Annotated in this window: 14 protein-coding genes and 1 tRNA gene; 8 read left to right on the forward strand and 7 right to left on the reverse strand. The window is 71.1% G+C overall.

What is annotated here, in order from left to right; genetic code table 11:
• Position 1: 1 nt before the first annotated feature.
• From RKD20_RS27515 to RKD20_RS27525, 3 genes are read right to left on the reverse strand one after another with little or no spacing between them, the layout of a single operon-like run.
• Entirely contained in the window at positions 2–859 is an 858-nt protein-coding gene (locus RKD20_RS27515; RefSeq protein ID WP_424880036.1) for an LLM class F420-dependent oxidoreductase, read from the reverse strand.
• Positions 860–908: 49 nt separating this feature from the next.
• Positions 909–1418: a heme-degrading domain-containing protein gene (locus RKD20_RS27520; RefSeq protein ID WP_424880037.1), complete on the reverse strand. Its 510-nt coding sequence runs from the start codon at positions 1416–1418 to the stop codon at positions 909–911.
• Complete coding sequence (locus tag RKD20_RS27525) at positions 1415–2488, reverse strand: Gfo/Idh/MocA family protein (RefSeq protein WP_424880038.1); 1074 nt, start codon at positions 2486–2488, stop codon at positions 1415–1417. The genes RKD20_RS27520 and RKD20_RS27525 overlap by 4 nt, the downstream gene beginning before the upstream one ends.
• Before the next feature lie 47 nt (positions 2489–2535).
• Between RKD20_RS27525 and RKD20_RS27530 the strand changes: the two genes are divergently transcribed.
• The 5 genes from RKD20_RS27530 to RKD20_RS27550 all read left to right on the forward strand — a co-directional run bounded on the left by RKD20_RS27530 (position 2536) and on the right by RKD20_RS27550 (position 7192).
• Complete coding sequence (locus RKD20_RS27530) at positions 2536–3720, forward strand: ROK family transcriptional regulator (RefSeq protein ID WP_424880039.1); 1185 nt, start codon at positions 2536–2538, stop codon at positions 3718–3720.
• Positions 3721–4169: 449 nt separating this feature from the next.
• Positions 4170–4922 carry a hypothetical protein gene (locus RKD20_RS27535; RefSeq protein WP_424880040.1) on the forward strand — a complete coding sequence of 251 codons (753 nt, stop codon included), beginning with the start codon at positions 4170–4172 and terminating at the stop codon, positions 4920–4922.
• A gap of 113 nt (positions 4923–5035) precedes the next feature.
• Positions 5036–5815: an HAD-IIA family hydrolase gene (locus tag RKD20_RS27540; protein WP_424880041.1), complete on the forward strand. Its 780-nt coding sequence runs from the start codon at positions 5036–5038 to the stop codon at positions 5813–5815.
• A gap of 123 nt (positions 5816–5938) precedes the next feature.
• Positions 5939–6484 carry a hypothetical protein gene (locus RKD20_RS27545; protein ID WP_424880042.1) on the forward strand — a complete coding sequence of 182 codons (546 nt, stop codon included), beginning with the start codon at positions 5939–5941 and terminating at the stop codon, positions 6482–6484.
• 6 nt (positions 6485–6490) lie between these two features.
• Positions 6491–7192: a class F sortase gene (locus RKD20_RS27550; protein WP_424880043.1), complete on the forward strand. Its 702-nt coding sequence runs from the start codon at positions 6491–6493 to the stop codon at positions 7190–7192.
• 272 nt (positions 7193–7464) lie between these two features.
• Here the strand turns inward: RKD20_RS27550 and RKD20_RS27555 are convergent, their stop codons facing one another.
• Positions 7465–8244 carry a GAF and ANTAR domain-containing protein gene (locus RKD20_RS27555; RefSeq protein WP_424880044.1) on the reverse strand — a complete coding sequence of 260 codons (780 nt, stop codon included), beginning with the start codon at positions 8242–8244 and terminating at the stop codon, positions 7465–7467.
• Positions 8245–8407: 163 nt separating this feature from the next.
• Here RKD20_RS27555 and RKD20_RS27560 point away from each other — a divergent pair, with 163 nt between their 5' ends.
• A complete protein-coding gene (locus RKD20_RS27560) occupies positions 8408–9448 on the forward strand; it encodes a glycoside hydrolase family 6 protein (protein ID WP_424880045.1) in 1041 nt (346 codons plus the stop codon).
• Positions 9449–9512: 64 nt separating this feature from the next.
• On the opposite strand, the gene RKD20_RS27565 is transcribed toward RKD20_RS27560, so the two are convergent.
• The 3 genes from RKD20_RS27565 to RKD20_RS27575 form a co-directional block, all read right to left on the reverse strand.
• Positions 9513–11450 carry a galactose oxidase-like domain-containing protein gene (locus RKD20_RS27565; RefSeq protein ID WP_424880046.1) on the reverse strand — a complete coding sequence of 646 codons (1938 nt, stop codon included), beginning with the start codon at positions 11448–11450 and terminating at the stop codon, positions 9513–9515.
• Positions 11447–13441 (reverse strand): glycosyltransferase family 2 protein, encoded by a 1995-nt coding sequence (locus RKD20_RS27570; RefSeq protein ID WP_424880047.1) that lies wholly within the window; start codon positions 13439–13441, stop codon positions 11447–11449. Before RKD20_RS27570 ends, RKD20_RS27565 begins: the two co-directional genes overlap by 4 nt.
• Positions 13442–14145: 704 nt before the next feature.
• Positions 14146–14219: transfer RNA gene (locus RKD20_RS27575), tRNA-Lys, on the reverse strand.
• 153 nt (positions 14220–14372) lie between these two features.
• Between RKD20_RS27575 and RKD20_RS27580 the strand changes: the two genes are divergently transcribed.
• Together RKD20_RS27580 and RKD20_RS27585 are read left to right on the forward strand one after the other, a co-directional pair.
• The gene (locus tag RKD20_RS27580; protein WP_424880048.1) at positions 14373–15695 is read left to right on the forward strand and encodes a peptidoglycan-binding protein; all 1323 of its coding nucleotides are present in this window, start codon (positions 14373–14375) and stop codon (positions 15693–15695) included.
• A 40-nt stretch (positions 15696–15735) separates the two neighbouring features.
• Entirely contained in the window at positions 15736–16845 is a 1110-nt protein-coding gene (locus RKD20_RS27585) for an SPFH domain-containing protein (RefSeq protein WP_424880049.1), read from the forward strand.
• The last annotated feature ends 85 nt before the right edge of the window (positions 16846–16930 follow it).

Genomic DNA, 16930 nt, shown 5'->3' on the forward strand with positions numbered 1-16930 from the left:
TTCACCCCAGTAGCGACGCGAGCTTGCGCCAGGCCTCCCTCGGGAGGCTGGAGCGCGGGCCGCCGTCCACGATCTGCAGGGCCACGTGGTCCGCGCCCGCCTCGGTGAACTCGTCGACGCGGGCGCGGATCCTGTCGTCCGTGCCCCAGGCGAAGACCGCGTCGACCAGGCGGTCACTGCCGCCGTCCAACAGGTCGTCCTCCGTGAAGCCGTTGCGGAGGAAGTTGTTGGTGTAGTTGGGCAGGCCCAGGTAGATGGCCAGGCAGTCGCGGGCCACGGTGCGGGCCCGCGCGGGGTCGGACTCCAGGACGACCTTCAGCTCCGGGGCCAACAGCGGCTCCTCGCCCAGGAGTTCACGGGACCGGGCAGTCTGGTCCGCCGTGATCAGGTACGGGATCGAGCCGGCCGCGCGGTCCCGGGCCAGCTCGATGGTCCTCGGGCCCAGCGCGGCCAGGGCGCGGCCCTCGGCCGGGACTCCCGCCTTGTCCAGGGCGTCCAGGTAGGCCACCAGGGCCGAGTACGGACGCCGGTACTGCTCGGCGAGCTTGGCGTGGCTGACGCCCAGGCCCAGGACGAAGCGGCCGGAGTGGGCGGCGTTCAGGTCGGTGAAGCTCGCGGCGGCGGTCTCGGGTTCGTGGTCCCAGATGCTCTGGATGCTGGTGCCGACCACGATCCGGGACGTCGCGTCGAGCAGCGGGGCGGCGTTGGCGGCCGAACTGCTGCCGCCCAGCCAGATCGCGCCGAACCCGAGTTCCTCCAACTCGGCGGCGGCCTCGGCGCGTTCGCCCCGCAGGGACGGGTCCTCGCCGCGCAGACCGCCGCCGTTCCAGATGCCGTACTTTCCGATGGTCTCCTTCATGGCAGGTGCCAACGCGGGAGTACCCGGCGATCATTCCGCTACCGGCCCTTCAGCGGTCCTTGCTCAGGAACTCCTCCAGCGCCTCGACCACGAAACGGTGGTCCTCGAGCTGGGGCAGACCGGAGACCGTCACCGCACCGACGACGCCCACGCCGTCCACCGTGATCGGGAAGGAGCCGCCGTGGGCCGCGTACTCGTCCGGGTCCAGACGCGAGGACTCCTCGAAGGTGCTGCCCTTGGCGCGGAAACGGGCGCCGACCAGGTAGGAGGCGGAGCCGTAGCGCTCCACGACCCGGCGCTTGCGGTCGATCCAGGCGTCGTTGTCCGGGGTGGAGCCCGGCAGGGCCGCGTGGAAGAGCTGCTGGCCGCCGCGGCGGATGTCGACGGCCACCGGCGCCTGCCGCTCCCGGGCCAGCTCCACCAGCAGGGAGCCCAGCGCCCACGCGTCCTCGTACGTGAACTGCCGGAAGACCAGGCGGCGTTCCTGCGCCTCCAGCTCCTCCAGGGGCGGGGTGAGTTCCGGCTGGAACTTCGGGGTCAGCCCGGTGTTGTGCGTCACAGCTGCACCGCCACTCCGTCGTGGGCCGAACGGCGCGCCGCCTCCAGTACGTCGAGGGCGGCGGCCGCCTCCAGTGCGGTCACCGGGTTGGTGCCGCCCTCGGAGAGGGCCCTGGCCACGGCCGCATAGTAAGCGGGGTAGTCGCCGGGGAGGGTGGGGACGGGGCTGCCGCCACCCGTCACGGGGGACTCGCCCGCGCCCAGCCGGCCCCACAGGGACTCGGGCTCCCGGCCCCAGCCGGCCGCGGTGCCGGGGCGCTCGCCCTCCCGCAGGGCCGCCTCCTGCGGGTCCAGGCCGTACTTCACATAGCCCGCCTTGGAGCCCAGCACCCGGAAGCGGGGGCCGAGTTGGGCGGTGGTGGCGGAGACGTAGAGGTGGGAGCGGACGCCGCTCGCGTGTGTGATCGCGATGAACGTGTCGTCGTCGATCTCCGCGCCCGGGCGGCGGACGTCCGCCTCGGCGTACACGGAGGCGGCGGGCCCGAAGAGGGTCAGGGCCTGATCGACGACATGGCTGCCGAGGTCGTAGAGCAGACCTCCGATCTCTGCCGGGTCGCCGGACTCGCGCCAGCCGCCCTTGGGCTGCGGCCGCCACCGCTCGAAACGGGACTCGAAGCGCCGGACGTCGCCCAGTTCGCCCTCGTCGAGGAGGTGGCGCAGGGTCAGGAAGTCGTTGTCCCAGCGCCGGTTCTGGAAGACGGACAGGAGCAGGCCGCGCTCCTCGGCGCGGGCGGCGAGCTCGCGCGCCTCGGCCGCCGTACCGGCGATCGGCTTGTCGACCACGACCGGGAGACCGGCCTCCAGGGCGGCGGTGGCGAGCGGGACGTGCGTTTTATTGGGGGACGCGATGACGATCAGGTCCAGCTCGTCGGCGCGGGCGAACAGCTCGTCGGCGCCGGCGACGGTGCGGACGTCCGGGAACTCGGCGCGGGCCTGTTCCTGCCGCTCGGGGTTCGAGGTCACCACCGTGTCGAGGGTGAGGCCCTCGGTGGCGGCGATCAGCGGGGCGTGGAAGACGGAGCCCGCGAGGCCGTAGCCGACGAGGCCCACGCGGAGGTCAGCAGCAGTCATGCCCCCACTTTCGCAACGGTGTTGCCAAAGTGCAAGCGTGACGGACAATGGCAGGCGTGAACAGGACGAACGGCGGCGTCAACCTCCCGGCCCTGCGCAGCCACAACACCGCGCTCGTGCTCGACCTGCTGCGGGGCGCCGGTGCCGGGGGGATCAGCCGGCTGGAACTCGCCGAGCGGACCGGGCTGACCCCACAGGCCGTCAGCAAGATCACCGGACGGCTGCGGGAGGCGGGCCTCGCGGCGGATGCGGGACACCGGGCCTCGACAGGCGGCAAGCCACGGACCGTCCTGCGGTTGGTGCCCGGGGCGGGCCACGCGGTCGGCATCCACCTGGACCGGGACGCGCTGCGGGCGGTGCGGGTGGATCTCGCGGGGACGGTGGTCGGGGAACGGTGCGCCGCGGTGGACCTGGGGGCGGGGGCGGAGGCCGTCGTGAGGGCGGTCGCGGGGGAGGTCGAGGCGCTGGCGAGGGGGGTGGGGGGAGAGGGCGAGGCGGACGCGGGTTCAACCGCGCTCGGGTCCGATGCCAAGGGTGTCGCCGCGCGGTCGGGTTCCTCGCGTGCCGCCGCCGGCTCCCTCCCCGCCCTCCTCGGAGTCGGCGTCGCTCTCCCCGGCCCCCTCGACCACACCCGGGGCGTGCTGCACCGCGTCACCGGTTTCCCCGAGTGGGACGGCTTCCCCCTGCGGGACGCGCTCGCACGGCGGCTCGGGGTGCCTATCGCGGTCGACAAGGACACCAACGCGGCCGCGCTCGGGCTCGCGGTCGCGGGGGAGCGCGGGTCGTTCGCGTATCTGCATCTCGGTACGGGCCTCGGTGCCGGGCTCGTCATCGGCGGGACCGTGCACCGGGGTGCGCGGACCGGGGCCGGGGAGTTCGGACACCAGGTCGTCCAGCTCGACGGCCCGCCCTGCGACTGCGGTGACCGGGGCTGCGTCGAGGCGCTGTGCCTGACGGCGGTGGCCCGCGGCGACCTCGCCGAGGCGGCACGGGTCCTCGGCATCGCGGCCGGCAACCTCGTCGCCCTGCTCGACATCGACCTGGTCCTGCTGGGCGGCCGTACCGTCACCAGCGCCCCGGACCCGTTCCTACGAGGCGTCGAAGCCGTCCTCGACGAACGCGCCCGGCGCACCGGCGAGGAACCGGTCCCCGTCCGCACCGCCCCCGACGAGGTCGCCGAAGGCGCGGCACAACTCGTCCTGGCTCCCCTCTTCGGCCGAGCCGACGCGTGACGGCCGGAACCGGCGGGACGCGGCCCGGTCAGCCACCCACACCGAGCCGACCTGACCCGCCCGGTTCCTGCCCGCGCGACCGAGTCGGCACGGCGGGCGGCGCTCCAGGCCCCGCGTCAGGCGCGTGGGCCGTTCCGCACCGGGCGCCGGGCCGGTCGAGCGTGCGATCCGGGAGGCCGTCACGCGGCGGGATGCCGTTCGCCGGGCACGCCACCGAGCCGCCAGGCGTGCGTCGCACCATGCCCCGCGTCGCGCGTGGGGCGATCCACGCCGGGTGCCGGGTGCCGGACGCCGTACCGCGCGCTCAGCCTCGCCAAGCCGCCGCACCCGCGAGACGGGCCCAGACACCCCCAACCGTGCGCCCCGCGTCCGCTGATCGAGGGGACTTCGTGGGTCGGGCGGTGCGGCATCCCCCGGTGGCCGATCCCGACCGGCATGGTCATGTGTTTATGCGACGGTATGTGCACGGTCATGCGCCCGCCCTTCTCGGCCTCGCGGCGGCAGCCGCCCTGGTGTCCGCGGCCCCGGCCGCGGCGGGCCCAGCCCCAACCCCCGTCGGCGAGTCCTGCGCCCCCGCCGACCGGGCCTTCCCGCTCACCACCCGTATCCACGGCGGTCCCGCCGCTTACGAGCCCGGTGGTGGCTTCGGCACCTGGTATCTGGATCTCGTCAACACGACCCGGCACACCTGCGCCGGCATCCACCCCGTCGTCGTCCTCGTCGACGAGCGCCACGCCCTGAAGCCCGCGCAGCCCCGCCTGGAGTTCTACGACGGCCCCCGCACCCGCGCCGTCCGGTTCGAGTCCACCGACGAGGACGAACTCGTCGGGGCGTTCGGCGGCGCCGGGCTCACCGTCGGCCCCGGAAAGACCCTCACCGTGAAGGTACGGCTCGCGCTCGCCGCGGGCGCCGTACCGAACGAGGTCACCGCCAACGCGGCCGTCGTCCAGCGGCACGGCGACGACGGCGACTGGGTGGGGCAGTCCAACGACTACCGCTTCGGCATCGGCTCCGCCGCGGACACCCCCTCCGACGCTCCCTCCGACGCCCCCACCACCCCCACCCCGGACAGCCTCCCCTTCACGGACGCGGCCGAGGAACTCGCCAGCACCGGCCCCGCCGTGGCCGCCGCCGCCCTCGCGACCCTCGCCCTCCTCCTGGTCACGGCGGGCGCGATCCTCCGGGCCCGCGGCCGCCGCTGACCCCAGACCTTCCGGGACCTGTCCCCAGCCGGCCACTCCCCCAAGATCCGGCCACTGTCTAGGCTGGGGCCGACGCAGCACGGCGTACACGCGTACGGCAGGAGATCCCGCACATGGCAGACCGCAAGCCCATCGACTCGTGGCTCACCGACATGGACGGTGTGCTCATCCACGAGGGCGTACCGATCCCCGGCGCCGACGCCTTCCTCAAGAAGCTCCGTGAGTCCGGCAAGCCCTTCCTGGTGCTGACCAACAACTCCATCTACACCCCCCGCGACCTGCACGCCCGTCTGCGCCGCATGGGTCTGGACGTCCCGATCGCGAACATCTGGACCTCCGCCATGGCCACCGCCCAGTTCCTGGACGACCAGCGGCCCGAGGGCTCGGCGTACGTCATCGGCGAGGCGGGTCTGACCACCGCCCTGCACGACATCGGCTACATCCTCACCGACCACGAGCCGGACTACGTCGTCCTCGGTGAGACCCGTACCTACTCCTTCGAGGCCATGACCAAGGCGGTCCGGCTCATCAACGACGGTGCCCGTTTCATCTGCACCAACCCCGACGAGACCGGCCCCTCCGCGGAAGGGCCGCTGCCGGCCACCGGCGCCGTCGCCGCCCTGATCACCAAGGCGACCGGCAAGCAGCCGTACTTCGCGGGCAAGCCCAACCCGCTGATGATGCGCACCGGACTCAACACCATCGGCGCGCACTCCGAGACCAGCGCGATGATCGGCGACCGCATGGACACCGACGTCCTGGCCGGCATGGAGGCCGGCATGCAGACCTTCCTGGTGCTCACCGGCCTGACCCGGCCCGAGCAGGTCGAGGACTTCCCGTACCGGCCCTCGAAGGTGGTGGACTCGATCGCGGACCTCGTCGACCGCATCTGAGACCTCGTCCGACCTCTGATCCGGGACCTGGTCCGAGACCGACCCGAACGGAGCAACGCGGCACCCTCTCGGGATGCGGGCCCGAGGTGCCCGGGGGACTCTCCAGATATCTGGAGGTTCACGATGGGTTCACTACGCCTCACTCTCTGTACCGCGGTCCTGGCTGTCGCCGCCTTCGCCCCGGCCGCGCAGGCGGCCCAGGCGGCGGACGGCGGCGGCGTCTCGGCGACCCCGTCGACCCCCGCCCCCGGCGCCGACCTCACACTCCGGGTGACCGGCTGCGTGGGCAGGACGGCCACCGCCTCCTCGGCCGCGTTCGTGGCGGACGCCCGGCTGACCGGCGCCGACGGCAGTCTCACCGGCGAGACCCGCGTCCGCTCCTCCGTCCAGCCCGGCCCCTACGACGTGCGGATCACCTGCGCCGACCTCGAGGTGAAGGGCAGGATCACCGTCGCGGCGGCGAAGGGCGGCACAGCCCAGGCGGCCCCGGCGACCCCGGCCGCCCCCGTCGACGCCGGCGGCGGCTGGACCGCCACCCACCTCTCCGCCATGGAGCCGCACGCGGTCTCGCCCGGCGCCGGGCACGCGGTGACGGGCCTGGTGCTTGCCGGGGTCGCGGCGGTGGCCGTCGTGCTGCGCCGCAGCCGCCGGAGTCGCGGGACGGACTGACCGGCGATGTCCGACCGTTTCCTCGACCAGGCAGGCGGCCCCGCCCACCGCGGACCCGTCCTGGGGGCCGGACGGCTGCTGACCGGCCTGACCTGGGCGGTGCTGCTGCTCGGGCTGTGGCTGTGGGGCGCCGAGGTCACGGACGTACGGTACGGCAGGTCCACGCCGGCCACCGGTGACATGGCCGCGGTCGGGCGCTTGCCCGCGGCCGCCGAACTGCCGCCCGCCGCACGGCCCCTGACGGGAGCGCGGCCGCAACGCCTCGACATCCCGGACCTCGGGGTGCAGGCGCCCGTGGTGGCCCGCGGGCTGGACGCCCGGGGCGCCCTCGACCCGCCGCCCTTCGACCAGCCCGGCGTCGTCGGCTGGTACGCGGCCGGCGCGAAACCCGGGGCCGCCGGGACCGCCCTGATGGTGGGACACCTCGACACCGAGACCCGGCCCGCCGTCTTCCACAGGATCAGCACCCTGAAGCCGGGCGAGACGGTCCGGGTGATCCGTGACGACGGCAGGGTCGCCGAGTTCACCGTCGACGACGTGCGCGTCCTCACCCGCGAGGGCTTCGACGCCCACCAGGCCTACGGCCCCCGCCGGTCGGGCCGCGCCGAACTGCGTCTCATCACCTGCGGCGGCACCTTCGACCGGGCGAGCCGCAGCTACACGGCGAACGTGATCGTCTCGGCGTATCTGACCGGCACCGGCCTGTAGGACTCCCATGGGCGTTACCTGGCCCGGTCGGCGACCCGCTCCCCCCGAAGCCGCCGACCGGGCTGGTCCTCGACCGCGCGTGCTCGGGTGCGGGAGTAACCCGGCGACGGCACGGGAGGCCTGGAGGCTCGGTGGTGATCACTGCGGCCAGGGGCTGGGGCCGTAACCTGTGAGAAGACTCTAGAACGGATGAGCGCCCGGGCCTAGAGGCTGTTGGAGCTGTTGGGCGCCAAGCCGTGGCTCTCCGTCATACGCCCTGGTGGTCCAGGGTGCTACGCGGGTCCGTCGGTGCTCCGGTCGATCTGCCGGCGCAGTTCGGCGTCGTCCGCGACGCCCTCGATGACCGCGCTCGCCACCTGGTCCAGGGGCAGCCGGTGGCGTCGCGCGTACTGCCGTAGCGCCATGAACGCCTGGTCGGCGGGGACGCTCCAGCGCTCGGCGAGGATCCCCTTGGCCTGCTCGATGCGGACCCTGCTGGACAGGGCCTCCTGCAACTGGCCGGACAGGGTGCGGTACCGGGCGTAGGCGTGACGGTTCTGCAGACCGAGGGCGGCGGCGTCGGCGAGGGCCTGGGCGACATGGAGCTCGGAGGTGACGTCGTCGGCCGGGGAGGTGCCGGGCAGCGTGGGCGCGAAGACGTTGAGGGCGCCCAGCAGGTTCTCGCTGCGGCGCAGCGGGACCGCGAACGTGGTCACGATGTCGTGCCGCAGGGCCCGTTCGGTGAAGTCGGGCCAGCGGTCTGCCGCGTGGGCGACCTGTATGGACACCGGCGGTACGGGCTGTCCAGAGCCGTAACTGTCCAGGCAGGGCCCGCCGCCGTGCTGCGCCTCCAGCAGATCCAGCGCCACCTGTTCGTGCCGGCTGCTGGCGGCCAGCGACACCGACCGGCCGCCGTCGATGAGCATCACCCCTGCCGCCCGCGCGTCGAGCAGTTCCACGCAGTGGTCGGAGACCCGTTGCAAGTACCGGGTGGCCTCGAAGTCCTCGACGAGGGTGTCCGCCGCCTCCACCAGTGCCGAGGCCAGCCGGATCTCCCTGGTGGCGTACCGCATCGCTGAGCACTCCCCTTCATCGACGAGCGCCCCCGTACGGCGCGTACCTACCCCGACCTTCGGGGCTGTAACAGCTCCTGGACAAGGCTCCGGCGAGCTCGTGGGCGGCGCGACCGGTGTGTCACGATTGAGGCTTTCCACAGTGCACCCAGGGGGGAATTGGATGTACGTCAGCAGGGGGGCCAGGAGGGCGGCCCGTGCACGGGCGTCCGCGGCGGTGCTGGGGGCGGCACTGCTGCTCGCCGCGTGTTCGTCGTCGGACGATCCGAAGCAGGAGGGCGACGGCGACAAGGCCGGCGCCGGGATCACCCAGCAGCCCAAGGAGGCCGACCCGTTCTGGGTCAACCCGGACGGCAACGCGGCCAAGCAGGTCGCGGCGTACCGGAAGAGCGGCAAGGACGACGAGGCCGAACAGATCCGCAAGATCGCCCAGCAGCCGACCGGCGAGTGGATCGGCCCGGAGAACCCGGAGCAGGAGGCGCGCGGCTTCACCGAGGCCGCGGACAAGTCCGGCCGCACGGCCCTTCTCGTCCTCTACAACATCCCGCACCGCGACTGCGGCCAGTACTCCCAGGGGGGCGCCGCCGACGGCAACGCCTACCGGACGTGGATCGACGGCGTGGCCGCGGGCATCGGCGACCGCTCGGCGACGGTGATCCTCGAACCGGACGCCATCCTGCACCTCGTCGACGGCTGCACCAAGGACGAGTTCCACGAGGAGCGCTACGACCTGCTCACCGGCGCGGTCGAGAAACTCAAGTCCCTGAAGAACACGAAGGTCTACCTGGACGCGGGCAACGCGGGCTGGGGCCACCCCGACCAGATCTTCGAACCCCTCCAGTGGGCCGGCATCGCGAAGGCCGACGGCTTCTCGGTGAACGTCTCCAACTTCTACTCCACCAAGGACTCCATCACCTACGGCAAGCAGCTCTCCGCCAAGGTCGGCGACAAACACTTCGTCATCGACACCAGCCGCAACGGCAACGGCCCGTACAAGGACGGCGACGAGAACGAACGCTGGTGCAACCCGCCGGGCCGGGCCCTGGGGGAGACGCCGACGACGAAGACGGCGGACCCGCTGGTGGACGCGTACCTCTGGGTCAAGCGCCCGGGGGAGTCGGACGGCGAGTGCAAGGGCGGCCCGAAGGCGGGCCAGTGGTGGTCGACCTACGCGTTGAAGCTGGCAGAGGGTTCAACGCCCTAGGGGCGCGGGGAACTGCGCGACAAGCCACAGCGCTCCCGCGCCCGAAGGACAACCTGCGGGAGCGCTACGGCACTCGAACCCACTGTGCCTTCGACGGCGTCCCCTGATCGTCATCGACGAACAGCATGTACCACCCCGACTGCACCAGGTTCCTGTTCCTCGGCACCGTCACCTTCACCTTGTCCCCGGACACCGTGAACTTCAGCTCGACGGACCGCTGATCCACATCGGTCACATGAGTGGACGCACTGGGCCGGATCAACCGCACCTTCTTGATCACGGAAGCCTGCGGAGACGTGAACGTCCCCGGGGCCCCCCGGGCGATCGTCTGCGGCCCCCCGGACAGCGAGGGCCGGGAGTCCCGGTACAGATAGGGCGGCGTGTAGATCTCGATCCGCTGCTCGAACGTACCCGGCTTGGTGTTCGCCTTGTCCCCGTACAGGGAGTCCGACCCGAAGAACATCACCCGCCCGTCCGGCAGCAGCAGCGACCCGGAGTGGTAGTTGCGCCCCACCAGCGGATCGGCCACCGACTCGAACGTGTTGGTGTCCGGGTGGTACAGCCGGGCCTGGAGGATGTTGGAGTCACCGCGTCCGCGATAGTCCTCCGACCCGCCGGACACCAGCACGGTGTCGTCGGGAAGGATCGACGCCTGCGGATACCGCGTCCCCTTCTCCAGCGTCGGCCCGTCCACGAACTTCGGGCTGTCCGCCTTCATGTCCACGATCCGTGTCCGGTTGCTGGAGAGCTTGGACTCGCCGACCCCGCCGCCCCCGATCACCATGAACTTCTCGTCCTGCGCCGGAGGCAGGAGCACGGTTCCGGAGGTCTCCATCCTGTTCGGGTCGCTGAGCCCGGGGATCTTCGTGAACTTGTTGCTGTCCACGTCCCAGACGCCCGGATCACGCCCCACGTCGTCCGGCCCGTACCCCGCGTTCGACCCCGAGTAGAAGACCTTGCCGTTCTGCATGAGGAACAGCCCCGGGTAGGTCGGGAACTGACGGACCTTCGGCAGGTACGTCCACTTCTTGGTCTTGGGGTCGAACACCTCGTTCTTGCCCGGCACCAGCTGCCCGATGTCGTCCAGCCCGGAGACACTGAGGACCTTCCCGTCGCTCAGCGTCGTGAGTGTCGGATACCAGCGGGCCTCCTTCATCGGGTCGACCTTGATGTACTTCTCGGCGACCGGATCGAACTCGAAGGCGTCCCGGATCCCCTGGAAGTCCTTCTTGTCGAGCGCGAGCTTCTGCGCGATGCCGTAGGTGTTACGGGCATCGGTCCCGGTCAGACCCTGGATCCGGTAGTTGTCCTGGGTACCCGTCTCGTACTTGGCGCCGCTCTTCTGTGCCTCGACGTAGATCCGCCCGAGCCCGGGGTCGTTGCGCAGGAACTTCCCGGTCCGCTTGTCGAAGACCTTCGTGGCCCGCTCCACGACGACCGGGTCCCTGGACACGAAGGTCCTGCCGTTCTCCTTGCCGGTGAACCTGGTGCCCGCCGGCAGGGTGATCGGCTGGTCCGGGTTCTCGTTGTGGACGATCATCAGGCCGCCGGCCTTGGTGACGTCCCCCTTGAGCTTCTCGTAGCGCTTGGTGCCACCGGCGATCAGCAGATTGCCGTTCGCGAGCTGTGTGTGCCCGGTGCAGAACAGGTCCTTGGGCGTGGGCACCTTCTTGATGGTGCCCTTGACCGGGTCCCAGATCCTGGTGTCGAACTTCTTCGCGTCGAAGTTGTCCTGGTTGTTGCCCGAACCCGCCACCAGCAGCACCTTCCCGGTGCGCAGCAGCGCCGCGTGGATGGTGTTCTGCCGGTACTTCTCGGGGAACTGGACGACCTCCCACTTGCCGTTCTCGGCTTTGTACTCGGGTTTGTCGATCTGGTACTGGTGGTATTTCGCCGTCCCGAAGCGGTACAGCCACGGACCGTTCATCCCGGCCAGCGCGAGCACCACCGCCGTACCGATCGCGAGCCGACGGGCGCGGCGGCGGCCTGCACGGTCGTTCATTCCTTACGTCCCCCAAGTCCACCGAGGGCGATCTGCATGGTCTGGTCGTTGCCCTCGTCGTGCGTGTGCGAGTCCGCCCAGCTCGGCTTCTGGACCGGAGCGTGCGGGGCGGTGGGCAGCGGCTGCGGCTGGTACTGCGTCCGCGCCGATGCCTGTGCCGGAACCTGAGCCGGAACGACGGCCTCCGGCGGTGCGTCGGCAGGGTTCTTCTTCGCCTGTCGCAGCATGTGCCGCCAGGTGAAGATCGGTGTCGCGGTGATCAGCATGGCGAAGGTCGCCCAGATGATCATCGCGGGGTGCGAGTGCCCGAGGGCGATACCGGCACCGATCGAGCCGCCGAAGATCGCGATGAAGTACCAGTGGTAGCGGAAGGTCGCGAACCACCGATCGGGGCTGGCCGAGTCGCCCTTGGGCGTGACCACGAACTTGCTCTTGCGCCGCAGCAGCGAGTCGACCAGCGCCTTCGCGTACAGCGGGGCGGACAGCGCCGACATCACCATGCCCGCGACACCGCCGGAGCCCTCGGGCTCGTGCGGGGAGACGTTGTGGCGGCGGTTCCAGATGTACAGGCCGATCTGGAGCGCGGAGGCGTTGCCGTAGAGCATCAGCCACACGGTCGGGTCGATGTTCACACCCGAGGCGCCCAGGCCCAGGAACAGCGTGCAACTCAGGGCCGCGAGGATCCAGTTGAGGGCGGACATCGGGTAGAAGATGATCATCATCGTGTAGTTGAAGAGCTTGGTCGGCGGCAGCGAGTACCAGCCCTTCCAGTACTGCTTGAGGATCGTCTCGTACGTCCCTCGCGACCAGCGCATCTGCTGGGTGAAGAAGTCCGTCCAGGCACTCGGGCCCTCACCGACCGCGAGCACGTCCGGGGTGTAGACCGAGCGCCACTTGCGACCCGTCGCCGGGTTCTTGTGGCGGTGGATCTCGAAGCCGGTGGCCATGTCCTCGGTGATCGAGTCGTACAGGCCGCCGATCTGCTTCAGCGCCTTGATCCGTACGGCGTTGGAGGTGCCCACGAACATCGGGGCGCCGTACTTGTTGCCGGCGCGCTGGATCAGCGCGTGGAAGAGGAACTGCTGGGACTCGGCGGCCTTGGTGACGAAGTTGTCGTAGTTGCCGTAGACCTGCGGGCCGATCACGAAGCCGATGTCCGGGTCGCGGAAGAAGCCGAGCATCCGCTCCAGGTAGTTGGGCAGCGGCACGTGGTCGGTGTCCACGGAGGCGAAGAAGTCGTACTGGTCGCCGTGCGCGTCCAGCCAGGCGTTGTAGTTGCCGTGCTTGGTCTTGGCGCGGTGCGGGCCCTTGGGCTGGTTCCACTTCTCGATGCCCTTGCGGGAGAAGTGGTGCACACCGAGCCGGGCGCACACCTCCTTGACCGCGGGGTCGTCGCCCTCGTCCAGGAGCCAGACGTGCATGAGGCCGCGGTGGCGGATCCTGACCGCGGCTTCCAGGGTCTTCGTCACCATCTCCAACGGCTCCTTGCCGGGCACGAAGGAGGTGAGGAAGGCGACTCTGGTGCCGGTCTCGGGCACGACCGGGATGGGGTCCCGGGCGACCAGGGTGGCGTGCGCGTTGGACAGGACGTTCATGCAGCGGAAGAACTCGATCAGACCGATCGAGACGAGCATGACGATGTCCAGGGCCGGCAGCCACGAGAAGGCCGGGTAGTCGCGCTCGGTCCAGTGCTCCGGCTGGAGCAGCCAGGCCAGCAGGACCAGCGAGAGCAGCGGGGCCGCGGCGAGCATCAGGGCGACCCGGATGCGGTGCGGTTCCTGCGAGATCAGCGAGCGGTACTGCACCTTGTAGGGCCGGCCCGGGTCGGGCTGGGTGAGGGGACCGGCCAGTCTGCTGTAGTGCTCGTAGTCGTACTTCGGAAGGGCCTTCTTTATCCGGCGCAGTGTGCCGGTCCCATGCGAAGCCGGCCTGAGCCGAGTGGTGTCGGACGGGTCGAAGTTCTGCCGGGCGCCCGTCGGCGTCGACGTCATGAGTCATCCCCCCACACGCGAACGAACCGCGTGTTGTCGTTTCCTTACGGCTGCTCGGGTCCCCCTCGACCTTCACAGGCGCATCAGTGGTGGGTCGCAGTCACCACAATCGTCACAATAGACACGTAACAGCGACCTTCCGGTTGCAGACGCCCCCCTCGGCGTCCTCTGAAGCGGGGCCCCTTTCCCCGCAACACCGGCAACCGGCTCCATGCCCCCCAACTGCTGCATATACGCAGCATCTTGAAAACCAGGGTTCTACGGTGCTCATCATGATCGCAAGATGCGAAACGCGGTGTTTACCGGTCATACGCGTTCATTGTGGCTCCTGGGGGGGCCTTGTGGAGTCGTTGCGGACATCCGTACGCCCGCCGCCTCAATCCGGTTCACGCCCCCCTTCATGCCGGAAGGCCCCCCGCCTGGGCGAGGGGCCTTCCGTGTCCGTGCGCCGCCATGGACTCGAACGGATGCTCTATCCACCGTGGCGCGGTAAACATGTCGGGCCCCCGCTTTCACGGGAGGCCTGCCGTGTCGTGCACCGCCGGGAACTCGAACCCCGGGCCCGCTGATGCGGTGTCTTCCCTGGGGATGAACCCCGGCCCCCAGCCGCCTCTGTCCTGCCCCCGGGTCGCTCCGGTGTGCCGGGGCGGCGCGTCCAATGCATGACAGGCCCCCCGCTTTCACGGGAGGCCTGTCATGGTCTGTGCGCCGCCAGGGACTCGAACCCCGGACCCGCTGATTAAGAGTCAGCTGCTCTAACCAACTGAGCTAGCGGCGCCTGCTGACCTGGGCAACTCTACCCGATCCGGGAGGGTGCTCCGGATCGGCGTACATCATTCGGACCGTCAGCATGCGCGTCCGGGCGACAGTTGAGAAACTGACGAATGTGCACAGTTGCGGACATTTCTATCTGGAGTGTGAGGGGCGTCGCATGGAGACTCCGGTATTCGAGGAAATCGATCCCGCGAGCGACTGCGACTGCCCCGGATGCGTCCACTGGCGGCGCGTTCTCCCCCGGTCGACCGGCGGTCACCCCGCCACCACCCGGGCCGTGATCCTCGCCGCCGCGGCCTCCACCGCCTTCGGCGCGGTCCACACGGCCCCGGCCTTCGCCGCCTCCCACGTCCGGGCCCGGCCAGGCGTCCCCGCGGTCGACGAGCCCGACACCCCCCAGGGCCACAAGGCCCCGCTGCACGGCCCCGGCGGCAGACCGGGCGCCGTCAAGACGCCGACCACCACCCGCGCCGACATCATCCGGCGGGCCAAGCAGTGGGTCGCCGCGAAGGTGCCGTACAGCATGTCCGCCTACTGGGACGACGGCTACCGGCAGGACTGCTCGGGCTTCGTGTCCATGGCCTGGAGCCTGCCCGGCAACGAGTGGACCGGCAGCCTGGGCCAGTACGGGATCAAGATCGCCAAGGACGACCTCCAGCCCGGCGACATCCTGCTCTTCCACAACCCGGACAACCCCGAGCAGGGCTCGCACGTCGTCGTCTTCGGCGGCTGGACGGACTACACGCACACCTACTACCTCGCCTACGAGGAGACCCGCCCGCACGCCCGCGGGCAGGCCACCCCGTACGCCTACTGGAGCAACTCGGACCGGTACGTCGCCTACCGGTACAAGGGGCTCGCGGGTGCCAAGACGGGCGGGGTTCCGGCCACGTCCGAGCCGGACACCGCCAAGCCGCAGTCGCCGGACGTGACGCCCTACCCGGGGGCCGCCTACTTCGGTCCCGGGGCCAACAACAAGTACGTCACCCAGCTCGGCCGCATGCTCGTGGAGCGCGGCGCCGGGCGCTACTACACCTCCGGTCCCGGCCCCCGCTGGACGGACACGGACCGCAGGGCCACCCAGGCGTTCCAGCAGGCGCAGGGCTGGCGGGGCGAGGACGCGGACGGGCTGCCCGGGGCGCAGACCTGGACGCTGCTGGTGACCCGAAAGGGCAAGGACATCGGGGCGGCAGGCGGTCAGACCGGGGCGGCGGGCCCGTCGGCGCCCTCCTCGCACGGCGTCCCCGGCTACCCCGGGCGCGCGATGTTCCGGCCCGGCGCGAGCAACGAGTACGTCACCCAGCTCGGCAGACAGCTGGTGAAGAAAGGGTTCGGCAAGTACTACACGACCGGGCCGGGTCCGCGCTGGGGCGAGCCGGACCGGCGGGGCGTCGAGGCGTTCCAGCGCTCCCAGGGCTGGCGGGGCGGCGCGGCGGACGGCTACCCGGGGCCCGAGACCTGGCGGCGGCTCTTCTCGTAACCACCTGTGGTGACATCTGGCGCGGAGGCTGGAGACACGCATGACTACGACCACTTCACCCACACCGGAGTCCGAGGGGCACGCCCGCCCGGCCCGGCTCATCCAGAACGAGGCGACCACCGAGATCCCGGTCCATCTGCTCTTCCGCGACGACCCGGACCCGGTGTCGGTACCGCTGAAGCCCGCGGTCGTGGCCCGCCGGCAGGGCACCGGAGAACAGCCCCGCCTGCGCAGGCCCGACCAGATCACGCCGCGGCCCGCCCCCGACGTCGACCCCGAGCTGGCCGAGCGTCCCGCGCGGGTGCTGCCGGGCGCGGTGGGTGTCCTCGCCGGCACCTGCGGGGTGGCCGGGTGCGCGGTCACCTCGTGGTGGGCCGGCCTGTTGCCGCGGCTCGCACTGGAGGCGTTCAGGGTTCCGGCGTTCGCGGGCGCGGGCCTCGGCCCGGCGCAGTGGGCGGCGTACGCCGGAGCCGGTGCCCTCGGCCTGTTCGGCTTCGGCGGACTGGCCCGCGGCCGGACCGGGCGGGCCTGGGTGCTCGGTCTGTTCGGCCGCTACCGGGGGACCGTCCGGCGCACCGGCCTGATGTGGGTCAACCCGCTGCTGCTGCGCCGCCGGGTCGACGTACGGCTGCGGCACTGGCGCGGCGAGCCGATGCCGGCCGCCGACGCGAGCGGGGTCGCGCTCCGGGTCGTCGTCCTCGTGGTGTGGCGGGTGCGGGACACCGCGCTGGCCACCCTCGGCGTCGACGACCACGAGACCTACCTGCGCGAGTGTGTCGAGGCCGCGCTCGCCCGGGTCCCGGTGGAGGCGCCGGGCTCGGGGCGCGGTTCGGCCGACGCGGCGGGGGAGGCGCTGACCCGGCTGGTGGCCGCGGAGACCGCGCCCGTCGGTGTCGAGGTCTTCTCGGTCCAGCCGCTGCGCGTCGAGTACGCCCCCGAGGTCGCCGCCGCGATGCACCGCCGCCGGATCGCCGCGCTGGACGCCCAGCACCGGTCCACCGTGCTGACCTCGGTCGTGGACTCGGTGGAGGACACGGTGACCCGGCTGACCATGCGGGGCCTGGTGGAACTGGACGACTACGAACGCAAGGCGCTGGTGAAGGACTTGACGGTGGCCTTCTGCGCGGGCCGCGGAGAACAAGGGGCGTAGTTGGTATGGACATGGTCAACGCTCAGTAATAATCTGGGACTTGGTCTAGACCTGCAAGCTCACTGCACCTCCCCCACGTTCTCCA

The sequence above is a fragment of the Streptomyces sp. SLBN-8D4 genome (assembly GCF_049739545.1).
Taxonomy (GTDB): domain Bacteria; phylum Actinomycetota; class Actinomycetes; order Streptomycetales; family Streptomycetaceae; genus Streptomyces; species Streptomyces canus_C.